The 13,717-nt window shown below is 69.4% G+C and carries 12 protein-coding genes and 1 pseudogene; 5 read left to right on the forward strand and 8 right to left on the reverse strand.

What is annotated here, in order from left to right:
• A partial coding sequence (locus tag AC1DTF_RS31180; protein ID WP_477476862.1) for an MCE family protein occupies positions 1-365 on the forward strand: 365 nt, incomplete at its 5' end.
• 5 nt (positions 366-370) lie between these two features.
• Here the strand turns inward: AC1DTF_RS31180 and AC1DTF_RS31185 are convergent.
• The 4 genes from AC1DTF_RS31185 to AC1DTF_RS31200 form a co-directional block, all read right to left on the reverse strand.
• A complete protein-coding gene (locus tag AC1DTF_RS31185; RefSeq protein ID WP_057166195.1) occupies positions 371-601 on the reverse strand; it encodes a YdeI/OmpD-associated family protein in 231 nt (76 codons plus the stop codon).
• A 57-nt stretch (positions 602-658) separates the two neighbouring features.
• Complete coding sequence (locus tag AC1DTF_RS31190) at positions 659-2,992, reverse strand: Tex family protein (protein WP_477476871.1); 2,334 nt, start codon at positions 2,990-2,992, stop codon at positions 659-661.
• A 36-nt stretch (positions 2,993-3,028) separates the two neighbouring features.
• On the reverse strand, positions 3,029-4,345 hold the full coding sequence (locus AC1DTF_RS31195) for an acyltransferase family protein (protein WP_477476863.1): 1,317 nt from the start codon (positions 4,343-4,345) through the stop codon (positions 3,029-3,031).
• Positions 4,346-4,436: 91 nt separating this feature from the next.
• Positions 4,437-5,078, reverse strand: coding sequence for a sensor domain-containing protein (locus AC1DTF_RS31200; RefSeq protein ID WP_477476864.1), 642 nt, complete (start codon positions 5,076-5,078; stop codon positions 4,437-4,439).
• A gap of 57 nt (positions 5,079-5,135) precedes the next feature.
• Between AC1DTF_RS31200 and AC1DTF_RS31205 the strand changes: the two genes are divergently transcribed.
• On the forward strand, positions 5,136-5,744 hold the full coding sequence (locus tag AC1DTF_RS31205) for a hypothetical protein (protein WP_477476865.1): 609 nt from the start codon (positions 5,136-5,138) through the stop codon (positions 5,742-5,744).
• Positions 5,745-5,789: 45 nt separating this feature from the next.
• Positions 5,790-7,076 carry a spinster family MFS transporter gene (locus AC1DTF_RS31210; RefSeq protein WP_477476866.1) on the forward strand — a complete coding sequence of 429 codons (1,287 nt, stop codon included), beginning with the start codon at positions 5,790-5,792 and terminating at the stop codon, positions 7,074-7,076.
• A gap of 33 nt (positions 7,077-7,109) precedes the next feature.
• Here the strand turns inward: AC1DTF_RS31210 and AC1DTF_RS31215 are convergent, their stop codons facing one another.
• Entirely contained in the window at positions 7,110-7,514 is a 405-nt protein-coding gene (locus AC1DTF_RS31215; protein WP_477476867.1) for a DUF4267 domain-containing protein, read from the reverse strand.
• 114 nt (positions 7,515-7,628) lie between these two features.
• Between AC1DTF_RS31215 and aceA the strand changes: the two genes are divergently transcribed.
• Positions 7,629-9,920, forward strand: a complete 2,292-nt coding sequence (gene aceA / locus AC1DTF_RS31220; protein ID WP_477476868.1) for an isocitrate lyase ICL2 — start codon at positions 7,629-7,631, stop codon at positions 9,918-9,920.
• Positions 9,921-9,980: 60 nt separating this feature from the next.
• The gene (locus AC1DTF_RS31225) at positions 9,981-10,364 is read left to right on the forward strand and encodes a VOC family protein (RefSeq protein WP_477476872.1); all 384 of its coding nucleotides are present in this window, start codon (positions 9,981-9,983) and stop codon (positions 10,362-10,364) included.
• Here AC1DTF_RS31225 and AC1DTF_RS31230 read toward each other — a convergent pair.
• From AC1DTF_RS31230 to AC1DTF_RS31240, 3 genes and pseudogenes are all read right to left on the reverse strand, one after another.
• A complete protein-coding gene (locus AC1DTF_RS31230; RefSeq protein ID WP_477476869.1) occupies positions 10,361-10,702 on the reverse strand; it encodes a hypothetical protein in 342 nt (113 codons plus the stop codon). The two genes, AC1DTF_RS31225 and AC1DTF_RS31230, sit on opposite strands and share 4 nt — an antisense overlap.
• An 8-nt stretch (positions 10,703-10,710) precedes the next feature.
• Positions 10,711-13,044, reverse strand: coding sequence for an esterase-like activity of phytase family protein (locus AC1DTF_RS31235; protein WP_477476870.1), 2,334 nt, complete (start codon positions 13,042-13,044; stop codon positions 10,711-10,713).
• 151 nt (positions 13,045-13,195) lie between these two features.
• Positions 13,196-13,717 (reverse strand): annotated as a pseudogene (locus tag AC1DTF_RS31240) (hypothetical protein); the annotation flags it as partial.

The raw sequence follows: 13,717 nt of genomic DNA on the forward strand, positions 1-13,717 counted from the left end.
GCGCTTTACTGGATTACTACAGTCCCGAATTGTTGTGCACCCTGCGCAACTACAGCGATGTAGCACCCCGATTCGCCGAAATGCTCGGCGGTAACGGCTACTCGCTCAGGCTGCGGAATGAGTTGGTGGGCGCGGGCAATCGCTACGTGTACCCGGACAATCTTCCGCGGGTGAACGCGCGGGGCGGGCCCGGCGGGCGTCCGGGATGCTGGCAGCCGATCACCCGGGATCTGTTCCCGATGCCGTATCTGGTGATGGACACCGGCGCCAGCATCGCGCCGTACAACCACCTGGAGATCGGACAGCCGCTGACCGCCGAATACGTCTGGGGGCGGCAGGTCGGTGAGGACACCATCAATCCGTAGGACGGCTATGCCTTACCGGTACGCTCCCGGTGCTTGCACCCCGGCCAGCAGCAGGGCCGGCGCTGGCCCTCCTCGAGCTCTTCCTGGGTCCGCCGGATGCGACGCTCCCGGGTCTTCTCCTGCTTGGCATCCTCGACCCAGCAGATGAATTCGTTGCGGGCCAGCGGTGTGATGTCCTTCCACGCCGTCAGCGCCGTGTCGTTGGCCAGCAGGGCGGTGCGCAGATCCGCGGGCATCTTGTGCACCACCCCGCCGGGAATCCGCTCGCTCACGAGCTCAGGATAACCCTGGCCTCAGCGCCCGAACCCGGCATTGCGCAGCGCGTCGGCCATCGATCCGCTGGGCGCCGCCGTCTCCCGGCGGCCGGAATTTTTGGCGCGGTTCTGGTTGCGCTGCGGGTTGCCGCCGCGGTTCTGCTCGGGCGTAGGTTTCCCGGACTGCTTCGGCTTGCCGGCACCGGGAGTGTCGTTGAGCCGCAACGACAATCCGATCCGCTGGCGGTCGACGTCGACCTCGAGCACCTTCACCTTGACCACCTGGCCCGATTTCACCACCTCATGCGGGTCGGAGACGAAGCGATCCGACATCGCCGACACGTGCACCAGGCCGTCCTGGTGCACGCCCACGTCGACGAAGGCGCCGAAGGCCGCCACGTTGGTGACCACGCCCTCCAGCACCATGCCCACTTTGAGGTCGGCCACCTTCTCCACCCCGGCGGCGAAGGTCGCGGTGGAGAAGGCCGGGCGCGGGTCGCGTCCCGGCTTCTCCAGTTCGGCGAGGATGTCGGTGACGGTGGGGATACCGAACCGTTCGTCGGCGACCTCGGCGGGCTTGATGGTGCGCAGCGTGCGCTCGTTGCCGATGAGTTCGGCCAGTGTGATGTTCGAACGGTCCAGGATCCGCCGGACCACCGGGTAGGCCTCGGGATGCACACCGGAGGCGTCCAGCGGGTCGTCACCGCCGGTGATCCGCAGGAATCCGGCGCACTGTTCAAATGCCTTGGGGCCCAGACGGGGAACTTTCAGCAGCGCACTGCGGTTGCGGAACGGGCCGGTGTTCTCCCGGTGCGTGACGATGGCCTCGGCCAGCGAATCCGTCACCCCCGACACCCGGGCCAGCAGCGGTACCGAGGCGGTGTTGAGATCGACCCCGACGGCGTTCACGGCGTCCTCGACGACGGCGTTGAGGCTGCGCGCCAGGGTTCCCGGCGTCACGTCGTGCTGGTACTGGCCGACACCGATCGACTTGGGCTCGATCTTCACCAGTTCGGCCAGCGGGTCCTGCAAGCGGCGCGCGATCGACACCGCGCCGCGCAGCGTGACATCGAGTTGCGGCAGCTCGTGTGCGGCGTAGGCCGAGGCGGAGTACACCGAGGCGCCGGCCTCGCTGACCATCGCCTTGATCGGTGCGTTCGCGCCGGCGGACCGGATATCGGCGATGAGTTCGGCGGCCAGTGCGTCGGTCTCCCGTGACGCCGTCCCGTTGCCGACCGCGATCAGCTCGACACCGTGCCGGGCGACCAGCGCGGCCAGCGTGGCTTTGGCGGTGTCCCATTGCTTCTGCGGCTGATGCGGGAAGATCGCGCAGGTGTCGACGACCTTGCCAGTGCTGTCCACCACCGCCACCTTGACGCCGGTCCGGAATCCCGGATCCAGGCCCAGCGTGGTGCGGGTGCCCGCGGGGGCGGCCAGCAGCAGGTCTTTCAGGTTGCGGGCGAACACAGCGACCGCGTCCACTTCCGCGCGCTGGCGCAGCCGGATGCGGGCGTCGACGGCAGCCGAGATCATCAGCTTGGTGCGCCAGGCCAGCCGCACCGTGGTGGCCAGCCAGGTGGTGGCCGCCGCCCCGGCGGTCATGTCGATGCCGAGGCTGCGCGCGATGCGGGCCTGGTAGGCCAGCTCGTCGCCGCCGTCGAAGTTCAGTGCCAGGATCTGTTCCTTCTCACCGCGCATCACCGCGAGCACCCGGTGCGACGGCATCTTCTCCAACGGCTCGGCGAACTCGAAGTAGTCGCGGAACTTCTGTCCCGCAGGGCTTTTGGCCGCCTCTTCGGACCACGGGGCGGTCTTGAGCGTACCGTCGTTCCAGAACGTGGCCCGCACCTCGCCGACCAGTTCGGCGTCCTCGGCGGCGCGTTCGATCAGGATGTGCCGGGCACCGTCGAGCGCGGCGGCCGCATCGGTGACCTCTTCGCCGAGGAATTCGGCGGCGGCGGCTTCGGGCGCCAGGGTCGGGTCGGCCAGCAGCCGGTCGGCCAGCGGCTCCAGACCGGCCTCGCGGGCGATCTGCGCCTTGGTGCGCCGCTTGGGCTTGTAGGGCAGGTAGATGTCCTCGATACKGGCCTTGGTGTCGGCCGCCCGCAGTGCCGCGCGCAGCTCGTCGGTGAGCTTGCCCTGTTCTTCGATGGAGGCCAGCACGGCGTCGCGGCGTTGATCCATCTCGCGCAGGTAGGCCAGCCGTTCCTCCAGCAGACGCAGCTGCCCGTCATCGAGGCTGCCGGTCACCTCCTTGCGGTACCGCGCGATGAACGGCACCGTCGACCCCTCGTCGAGCAGTCGCACAGCGGCGGCCACCTGCCCCTCGGCCACGGCCAGTTCCGCAGCGAGACGGGCGTTTACAGATGTGATGGTCCCCACGGGTGCGCTCGAAGTCACCCGGAGACCCTACCGAACGTCCCTGACACCGGCGCAGGCACGCGCCGCCAGTACCGCCACCAGGAAGCAGGCCAGCGGCACCCAGCCGTCGGCGCCGGCCAGACCGTTCTTGGCGACCAGCAGCATCGCCACCCCGGCCAGGCAGACCAGCGCGCCGGCCACCAACGAGCGGGCACCGGTGGCGCCCACCGCGTCGTCCCACCACGGCAGCCTGCGGTGCTCCAGCGGGGACAGCAGCAGGAACGTCGCGAGCATCACGACCGCGAACACCACCGCGCGCAGGGCGAGCAGTGCCCAGAAGTTCGGGGCGTGCACATCCCAGGCGTCCAGGCCGAACGCATTGAGCGTGAACGCCGCGACCGCGATGGCCGGGATGTGCCAGAGGTAGAGCGTCATCGCTCCCCCGTTGCCGACGGCGACGACGTACCAGACCCGCGGACGTTCGGCGAGTCGCTCCACGATCCCGGCGATGGCCACGAAGACACCCGACATCCAGATGCAGTGCACCGCCAGCAGCACGGTCGGCGGTGACACGTTGGACACCCCGTCGGTGCTGCCGTTGGTGACCAGCGAGACCTCGTAGGGCCCGTACACCACGAGCAGCACCTGGGCCGCGAGGGCCACGGCGGCGGCGAGTAGCGCCACCCGCGGCCGGATCAGGCGCCGGGCATACCCGACGCCGACGACGACCGGGATGAGCCAGACGATGACGAAGTTCAGCACCCCGGCCTCGGCGGATCCGACCGCGAAGCGCACCTGGTCGATCAGCGCGGCGGCAACCACCAGCGCGCCGATCACCGCCGCGTACGCGCCCGGGCTACGCAGCCGGGTCAGGGCCGGCACGAAGGCGATGACCACCAGGTAGACACCGAGGAACCACAGCAGGGCCACGCACTCGCGGCCGAGCCGGTCGGCGGATTCCGCGCCGAGCGTCATCCGCGCCACCAGCAGCGCCGCCGACCAGAACGCCAGGTACCAGAACACCGGCCGGCACAACCGCTGGGTCCGGCTGACCAGCCAGCTGCCCCAGGCCTTGCCGGCCGCCGAACCGTCGGGATGCCAGCCATAGGCGCCTGCGGCACCGCCCGCGAAGAAGAAAAGCGGCATTACCTGCACGACCCAGGTGATCGGCGACAGCTCGGGAAGCTCACCGAGGATGTTCCCGATGCGCAGGCCGTGTTCGTTGACGGTGGCCAGCAGCAGCGCGCAATGACCGAACATGACGGTCACCAGGGCGGACAGCCGGGCCACATCGATGGCGCGGTCGCGGCCGGGCGCGGGGTTGGCGACACTGTCGCGCGCGGGAAGCAGATTGGCGAACGGCATGGCTACAGCGTGCCCGACCAGGGTCGCGGGTGCGATGAGTAGGACTACCCGACTTCCGGCGGGCTGAGGCGTAGCCACTCGGGGAGGGTCATCACGCCTTGTTGTCGACCAGCGCCTCGATGCGCTTGAGCGCGTCCTCGGCGGCGGTGGCGACGTCGATTCCGCCGGCGGCACCGCAGCTGGTGGTTTCGATGGCGGCGTTGTGGGCGGCGACGAACAGGTTGTCGCAGTTCCAGTCGGCGGCCCGCAGCGACCACAGCACCGCGCCCTCGGGTGCGGCCTGCTCCGCCGCCGCCAGACCGAACGTGTAGGTGCGGCCGTACATCGTGGTCACGGTGATCGGGGTGTCGCGGCAGGCGTCGATCGTGCCGCGCGCCGCGGTCAGCGCGTCCTGTGCCGAGAAGTCGGACGGCATCACCGCCACCATCTCCTCGACCACGGCTTCGATCCCGCCGACGTCGGTCGACCAGTGCCCGCCATCGCGGGCCTCGGGCTCGTGGTCGACGATGAACGGCGGATCGACCTCGCGGGCCACTCCGGCGCAGCGTGCCGGTTCGACGGTGGCGAACAGGTTGCCGTCCTTGTTGAAGATCTCCGGGCTGAGCAGGTCGCCGACCTGCAGCGGGGAGATCGGCCCCACCTGGGGCGCGGGCCGGGGCTGCGGATCGTCGATCGCCCGGGTGCAGCCCGCGACGGCCAGCACCAGGACCGCAGCCACCCACCATTTCGCCACGGCAGCAAGTTTAGGGAAGCGCCGACCCTGTCGGGCCGGACCGATAGCGTCGCGCCCATGCCCCTGCGGAACCGGGTCGCCCCGGACGGCCGGATCATCGCGGCCGCAGCGCGCGGCACCGTGATGGGCAACCGCGGCATCCTGCACGACGAGYACCGCCGAATCGTGCGGACCCACAAGAACATCGCGTGGCTGATCTGCCGGCTGGAGTTCAACGGGCGCCGCCGCGCGGTGATGAGCCCGGGGACCTACACCGAATTGTTCTTCCTCGACGAGGCGGTCGCGCTGGCCGCCGGGCACCGTCCGTGCGGGGAGTGCCGCCGGGACTGCTACCGCGCGTTCCTGGACGCCGCCGGGGCCGCCCGTGCCGGTCAACTCGACCGGCTGCTGGATCGGTCCCGACGGGCACCGCGGGTGAACGCGGCACTGGACTGCCTGCCCGACGGCGTCTTCGTCGTGCGGCATGAGGACCGACACGATGAGCTGCGGCTGCTCTGGCGGGGTGGCCTGCACCGGTGGACGCCGGCTGGCTACGGTGATCCGGTCGCGGCCACCGGCACCGCGGAGGTGATCACACCGGAGCTCACCGTGACCGCGCTGCGCCACGGCTACCCGGTGCAGGTGCACCCGTCGGCAGGAGGCGCCGACGTGGCAGTGACAATCTGATCCTGTCCTGTCAGGCTGCTCGGCACCGAACCACAGAGGAGAACGATGTCGACACCGCGGGAGACCGCCGCGCTCGAACCCCTGGCCACGCACGGACCGACCCGCGCGTGGGCCGCGGTCGCCGTGCTCGCCCTCGTCGGCACCCTCAACTACGTCGACCGTTTCCTGCCGGGCGTGCTGGCCGAGCCCATCAAGCGGGATCTGGCGTTGTCCGACACCGCCATCGGCGTGATCAACGGGTTCGGGTTCCTCATCGTCTACGCCGTGTTGGGCATCGTGATCGCACGGGTCGCCGACCGTGGCATGTTCGGTGCGGTCATCGCGGGCTGCCTGACGCTGTGGGGCTCGATGACCATGCTGGGCGGCGCGGTGCAGTCCGGCTTCCAGCTCGCGCTGACCCGGGTCGGGGTGGCCGTCGGCGAGGCGGGCAGCACACCGGCAGCGCACGCCTATGTGGCGCGCAACTTCGTGCCGGAGAAACGGTCGGCGCCGCTGGCGGTGATCACCATGTCCATCCCGCTGGCCAGTGCCGCCAGCCTGCTCGGCGGCGGCCTGCTCGCCGAGAGCTTGGGCTGGCGCATGGCTTTCGTGGTGATGGGTGGGATCAGCGTGCTGCTGGCGCCGCTGGTGCTGTGGGTGGTCGGCAGCCGCCAGACCCTGCCCACCCCGCCGCCGCGGGAACGCGCGGCCGCGGTGAACTGGTGGGATCTGCTGCGCAAACCCAGCTTCCTGGCCATGGTGGCCGGCACCGCGCTGGTCTCGGCGGCCGGCTACTCGCTGACCACCTTCGCCCCCGCATTCCTGATGCGCACCCGCGGCATGTCGCTGGGCGAGGTCGGCATCTCCTACGGCCTGGCCACCGGGCTGCTCGGAATCCTGGGCCTGCTGATCGTCGGCCGTATCGCCGACCGGCTCGCGTCCCGCGACCCGCGCTGGCTGCTCTGGATCGTGGTGATCCTGATCGCGGTCCTGTTGCCGGCGTCGGCGCTGGCATTCGTGGTCGAGAGCCAGCTGGCGTGCGTGTGGCTGCTGGCGCTGGGCTATGTCATCGGCACCGCCTACCTGGCACCGTCCATCGCGGCGATCCAGCGTCTGGTACTGCCCGAACAGCGCGCGACGGCGTCGGCCATCTTCCTGTTCTTCAATGCGACGCTGGGCTCGGTGGGGCCGTTCCTGACCGGCGTCATCAGCGATTCACTGACCGCGGAGCTGGGACCCCAGGCGCTCGGACGCGCGCTGCTGATCCTGGTGCCGACCATGCAGCTGGTCGCGATCGGCTGCTACGCGCTGGCCGCACACCGGTACCGCCGCGACATCATCGAGGAGCCCTGACCCCGACCACGGCGAAACTCGCGTACCCGTCGCTCAATGGGCGGACGGAGCGACCAATTCGCGTGTCTCGGCGGGTCGTCGGATCGCGCCCCACAACCCCACCCCGATCCCGACGACGGCACCGCCGAGGCCGATGACCTGCTGGGAGCGCCGCATCTCGTGGTGCACACCGGCGCCACCGAGCAGGTCGGCGGCGTCGGCCCCGCCGGACGCCAGGAACCAGCCGCGGGTGTTCTTCCCGCGCAGCGCCGCGGACAGCATCAAACCGCCGATCAGCGCGTCCCGGTACCCCATCGAGCGCAGTAGCAGCTGCGCGGTGGCATCGGGTTTGTCCGGCGAACCCCAGAGCTTGTTGGCCCGCAGCGGGTCGACGAGAAACGATATGCCCGAGGCCAATCGGATACCGCCCACGGCCAGTGCCGCCCGGTCGATAGACATGGTGGGCAGCCTAGGGCTCAGTCCGTTGCGGCCGTGCACAATTGCCCAACTCGGTCCGGCACGCGCCACGCGCCGCGATAATCAAGGGACCCGAGCTCGAAGAGGAGCAGACACATGGCCAAACGCGCAGCCGACGCCGCGTCCCCCGAACAGGACTTCGAACAGGATGTGGCGGCCACCCAGGAGTACTTCGACAGCCCCCGATTCGAGGGCATCACCAGGCTGTACTCGGCCCGCCAGGTCGCCGAACAGCGCGGCACCATCCCCGCGGACTACCCGGTGGCCCGGGAGGCCGCGACAGCCTTCTTCCCGCGGCTGCGGGAACTGTTCGGCCAGAAGAAGAGCATCACCACCTTCGGCCCGTACTCCCCCGGCCAGGCCGTGACGATGAAGCGGATGGGTATCGAGGGCATCTATCTGGGTGGCTGGGCGACCTCGGCCAAGGGTTCCATCAGTGAGGACCCCGGACCCGATCTGGCCAGCTACCCATTGAGTCAGGTGCCCGACGAGGCGGCCGGTCTGGTGCGCGCCCTGCTCACCGCCGACCGCAATCAGCAGTACCTGCGGCTGAAGATGACCCCCGAGCAGCGTGCAACGACCCCGGCAGTGGACTACCGGCCGTTCATCATCGCCGACGCCGACACCGGCCACGGCGGTGATCCGCACGTGCGCAACCTGATTCGCCGGTTCGTCGAATCGGGCGTGCCCGGATACCACATCGAGGATCAGCGGCCCGGCACCAAGAAGTGCGGTCACCAGGGCGGCAAGGTGCTGGTGCCCTCCGACGAACAGATCAAGCGACTCAACACCGCCCGCTTCCAGCTCGACATCATGCGGGTGCCCGGCATCATCGTGGCCCGCACCGACGCCGAGGCCGCCAACCTGATCGACGGCCGCGCCGACGAGCGCGACCAGCCGTTCCTGCTGGGCGCCACCAATGTGAAGATCCCGCCGTACAAGTCGTGTTTCCTGGCGATGACCCGGCATTTCCACACCCTCGGCGTCAACGAACTCAACGGGCACCTGCTCTACGCGCTGCCCGACGGCGAGTACGCCGCGGCCGAGGCCTGGCTGGAGAGCCAGGGCATCCTCGCCGCGATCGCCACCGCCGTCGAGGCCTACAAGAAGGAGCCCGGCCAGTCGGTGGACGCCCTGTTCGACGGGGTGGAATCGCAGTTCGTAGAGGCCTGGCAGAACGACGCCGGGCTGGAAACCTACGGTGACGCGGTCGCCGAGCTGCTGGAGTTCCGGGAGCGCGAGGGTGAGAAGGCCGAGCTAAGCGCGGCGGAATGGCGCACGTTCGCCGCGCAGGCGTCCCTGTATGTGGCGCGGGGCAAGGCCAAGGAACTGGGCGCCGACGTGGCCTGGGATCCCGAGCGGGTGAAGACCCCCGAGGGTTACTACCAGATCCGCGGCGGGATCCCGTACGCGATCGCGAAGTCGCTGGCGGCCGCACCCTTCGCCGACATCCTCTGGATGGAGACCAAGACCGCCGACCTGGCCGACGCCCGGGAGTTCGCGGACGCCGTGCACGCCGTCTACCCGGACAAGATGCTGGCCTACAACCTGTCGCCGTCGTTCAACTGGGACACCACCGGCATGAGCGACGACGAGATGCGGGCCTTCCCGGAGGAGATCGGCAAGCTCGGGTTCGTCTTCAACTTCATGACCTACGGCGGGCACCAGATCGACGGGGTGGCGGCCGAGGAGTTCGCGACCGCGCTGCTGCAGGACGGCATGCTGTCGCTGGCCCGGCTGCAACGCAAGATGCGTCTGGTCGAATCCCCTTACCGCACACCGCAAACCCTGGTCGGCGGGCCGCGCAGCGACGCGGCGCTGGCCGCCTCGTCGGGACGCACGGCCACCACCAAGTCGATGGGCAAGGGCTCCACCCAGCATCAGCATCTGGTGCAGACCGAGGTTCCCCGCAAGCTGCTGGAGGAATGGCTGGCCCTGTGGGGCGAGCATTACCAGATCGGCGAGACCCTGCGGGTGCAGCTGCGTCCGCGCCGGGCCGGTTCCGATGTGCTGGAGCTCGGCATCTACGGCGACGAGGACGAGAAGCTCGCCGATGTGGTGGTCGACCCGATCAAGGACCGGCACGGCCGCAACATCCTGACGGTGCGCGATCAGAACACCTATGCCGAGAAGTTGCGCAAGAAGCGCCTGATGGACGTGATCCACCTGTGGCTGATCCACCGGTTCAAGCCGGAGATCGTGTACTACGTGACGCCCACCGAGGACAACATCTATCAGACCGAGAAGATGAAGAAGCACGGCATTTTCAGCAACGTGTATCAGGAGGTCGGAGAGATCATCGTCGCCGATGTGAACCAGGAGCGCATCGACGAGCTGCTGGCCTCCGATCAGAAGGCGCTGGGCAAACTCATCCGCAAGGAGGATTAGCGATCTCGGCGCGCCTGCGCTCACTCACCGAGCGCCGCCGTTCGCGACGTCGACGAGGCGATCGCCTTCTTCACCGACCTCGGTCTCACGGTCATCGGCCGGGACACCGTCATCGGTGAATGGACGGACACCGCCGTCGGTCTCGACGGCAACCACGCCAAGATCGCGATGCTGCAGACCCCGGACGGCCAGGGTTGCCTGGAGCTCTTCGAGTACATCCACCCCGACGCGATCGAGACGGAGCCCACGCTGCCCAACGAGATCGGGATGCACCGCGTCGCGTTCTCGGTCGACGACATCGACGCGGCACTGGAGGTCGCCGCGCGGCACGGTTGCCACCCGCTGCGCGGCGTGGCGACTTATGAGGACGCCTACAAGCTCACCTACCTGCGCGGCCCCAGCGGCATCCTGGTGATGCTCGCCGAGGACCTCAAGAAGGGCTAGCCGCCGGCTCCGTTGTCGAGCCCGAGATGGATGCCGTAAAACCACGGGACACCGACCTTGGCGACAAGGGCCACGGCGACGAACGCGAGTACCGCGACCGGGAGTCCGATCGCACCGGACCGTGACCGGATCGGCGAAAAGGTCAGGCCCAGGAACAGAATCGTGAAAGCCACCGCCGCCCACATGACCACCTGCAGCGGTGTGTCCACCGCCGCCCCGTAGTCGGTGACGTGGCCATCGGGAAAGCCGGCCATCGACACGTCCATCGACGTCGTGAACGCCAGCCACACCGCGGCGACGGCGCCGAGCAGACAGATGATGGTGCCGAAGGTCCTCATCGGGCTGATTATCCAGCCAGCGCCTCGCCGGCCGGTCCCAGGTCGAGGAATACGGTCTCGCCGTCGGCGTCCTCGAGCCCGTCGTTGTCGGTGACGACGTACAGATTGCCGTTGCCCGCGACCGCGAAGCCCTCGACTTTCTCCTGCACGAATCCCTTGGTGGCCTGCAGGTCCGGCAACAGGTCCCGGGCCGGCGTCTTGGGCAGCACCGTGGGCACCGCGGTGCCGCTCACCCCGTCCTCGGTGGGGATCTGCACGCGGTAGATCGCCTTGACCCGGGCATCGGGTCCGTTGAGCTTGTCGCGTTCGAGCACCAGCAGCGCGCCGTCGTGCACCGCGATCTCGGACAGCCCGACCCAATCGCCCTCGGTCTCAGTCGAATCCAGCTGATAGCCGAACCACTGCCAGGACTTGTCGGCCGGGTTGTAGCGCCCGATGCGGGCCACACCCTTCGGGTCGGATTTCAGCTCGCGCTGCAGCGCCACCCAGACGTGGTCACCGTCGACGGCGACACCCTCCAGACCCTGTCCGCCCAGTTCCGCGGCGATCTCGGCGGGCAGCGCGATGCGGTCCTTGATGCTGCCGTCGGTGGCGACGTTGATCAGCTCGTTGCCCGCACCGTCCTCGCCCTCCACGGCGAGCACGAAACCGTCCTGGCGCGCGGCGATTCCCTCGATGTCCAGGCTGACGGGCTTGCCGTCCTCGGTGACCGCGAGCTGGCTGTCGATCAGCGCGGGCGTCTTGGTGAGGTCGACACTGAGGATGCGGGCCGGGCCGTAGGCGTTGTCGGTGGCGGTGAACAGCCGGTCCGGCGCGGCCGGGTCGGCGGCGAGCGCTCCGAGCGCACCCCAGCCGATCGGGGTGCCGTCCAGATCACCGGAGACGATCGACGGGAATGCCGGCTTGCCACCGTCGGCGGCGAACCCCGCACCGTAGCCATAGATGTTGACCGACGCACGCACCCGGTTCTCCGCGTCATCGGACTCCGACGAGATCACCAGCAGATTGCGCGCCGGGACGGCCAGGATGCCTTCCGGTCCGGGCGTGGTGGGCATGATCTGCCGGAACACCGGGGCCGCCGGGTCGCTGACGTCATAGGCGGCGACGAAGTTGCTCCGCTCGGACGCCACCAGTGCCGTTGGGCGACCGCCGATCTCGGTGATCGCCAGCCCCTCGGGCTCGGGCCCCTTGGACTCGGCGCGGCCCTCGATGTGCAGGCCGGTCCGCACGGCGAGTTGCTCGACGGAGTTACCGGCGTCCCAGACCACCGTGCCGGTGGCGGCATCGAAGACCGACCAGCCGCGGGTGCCGCCCTTCCAGTCCCCTTCGTTGGCGGTCGCCACATGGCCGTCGCCGATCCAGCCGATCGCGTCGGGCTCGCGCGGCGCGGCCTCCAGGGAGCCGCTCTGATCGAGGGCGCCGTCCTCGGCGGTGTCGATACCGTCCACGGCCTGGGTGCCCGCGCTGAAGATCTTGGACACCGCGCCGGTCTTGCCGTCGATGATGGCGATGCCGTTGTTTTCCTGCAGGGTCAGCGCGACCTGACCGCGCGAATTGATGCTGACGTATTCGGGCTCAAGGTCTTCGGGGGTGTCCAGGCCGGCGGCACGGGCCTGCTCGACATCGAGATCCACCTTGCGGGCCGACCATGACGCGGGCGCCCCGGTCAGGGTGAGCAGCTGCAGGAAGCCGGTCGGGGGCTGGGGCAGGTCGCCCTCTTCGCCGCCTTCGGGGGTGAACTCCTCATTGCGCTGGTTCTCCATGGCGATGGCGGCGAAGGAGCCGTCCGGGCTGATGGCGATCGAATCCGGCTGACCGCCGAGGTCGATGCTGCGCACGCGGGTCCGGTCGGCGACGCGCACGATGTCGACGCGGCCCGACGGGTTGGCGAAGTCATCACCGGTGGTGTCGACGACGACGAGGACGAACTCACCCAGGGCGGCCACCGAGGTCGGCTGGTCGTCGGCATGTCCGAGCTCGGCCAGCGAAAGGGTGCCCAGCCCTACGGTTTTCAGTGGGTCGCGGATGTCGAGGAACCCGACGCGCTTGGCCGCGGCGTCGGTGTAGATGACGGTGTTGCCGTCCGGGGTGACCGTGGAGATCTCGGCGACGGTTTCGGTGGCAGGGTCCTCGCCGGCCGGGCGGTTCAGATACACCGGGTAGGTGGTCAACCGGTGATAGCGCTCGGCGTCGGGCAGGTTGAAGTCGATCGGCGAGGTCGCGCGCTGCGTCTGCGGGGCGGGCGCATCGGCCTTGTCCTCCGGTGTGCTCGGCGAGCAGGCGGCCGCGAGCAGTGCGGTGACCGCGGCGGCTGCCGTCACGCGACCCAGGTTCGACGTCATGGGGACCCCTGTTCAATTGGCGGTGAAGTCGAGTGATCTTGACGAAGCCGGATGAACGACAGGCAACACTCAGGTGGCCAACGAGAAAGGGCCGGTCCTGGGTTCCAGGACCGGCCCTTCTATTCACGTGTTGAAGCCAGACGACGAGCCTTTAAACGACGTTGCCGCCGGTGTTGCCGGGCCTGCCGCCGGGGCCGCCGCCCAGTCCACCGCTGCCGTTGGACTCTCCGCCATTGCCGCCGTTACCGCCGAAGCCACCGAAGTTGCCGCTGCCGCCGTTGCCGCCGTTGCCGCCGGTTCCGGAGTTGAGGCCTTGATCGCCGACGCCGTTGCCGCCGTTGCCGCCGCGACCGCCCCCGGTCAGGATGCCGCGACCGTCGCCACCCTCGCCGCCGTCACCGCCGATTCCGCCCTCGCCGTCGTTGGTTCCGTCGCCGCCGTTGCCGCCGCGGCCACCGCCGCCGAGCACCAGGCCGCTACCGCCGCCGGATCCGCCGGTACCGCCAGCGCCCGTGCCGCTCTCGGAGGTGCCGCTGCCGCCCTCACCGCCGCGCCCACCGCTGCCGACGATGGCGTTGCCGCCACCGCTTCCGCCGTCGCCGCCGGTGGCGTTTCCGTCAGTCGCGGTGGCGTCGCCGCCGGTGCCGCCCCAGCCGCCGCTGCCGACCTCGAC

It is taken from the genome of Mycobacterium sp. P4_H6 (assembly GCF_056400845.1).

Coding starts and splice junctions, on each gene's coding strand:
- AC1DTF_RS31185 (WP_057166195.1), bottom strand. CDS start 601: ATGCCCGCGGATCTGCGCACCGCCCTGCTGGCCAACGACACGGCGCTG.
- AC1DTF_RS31195 (WP_477476863.1), bottom strand. CDS start 4,345: ATGCCGTTCGCCAATCTGCTTCCCGCGCGCGACAGTGTCGCCAACCCC.
- AC1DTF_RS31210 (WP_477476866.1), top strand. CDS start 5,790: ATGTCGACACCGCGGGAGACCGCCGCGCTCGAACCCCTGGCCACGCAC.
- AC1DTF_RS31215 (WP_477476867.1), bottom strand. CDS start 7,514: ATGTCTATCGACCGGGCGGCACTGGCCGTGGGCGGTATCCGATTGGCC.
- aceA (WP_477476868.1), top strand. CDS start 7,629: ATGGCCAAACGCGCAGCCGACGCCGCGTCCCCCGAACAGGACTTCGAA.
- AC1DTF_RS31230 (WP_477476869.1), bottom strand. CDS start 10,702: ATGAGGACCTTCGGCACCATCATCTGTCTGCTCGGCGCCGTCGCCGCG.
- AC1DTF_RS31235 (WP_477476870.1), bottom strand. CDS start 13,044: ATGACGTCGAACCTGGGTCGCGTGACGGCAGCCGCCGCGGTCACCGCA.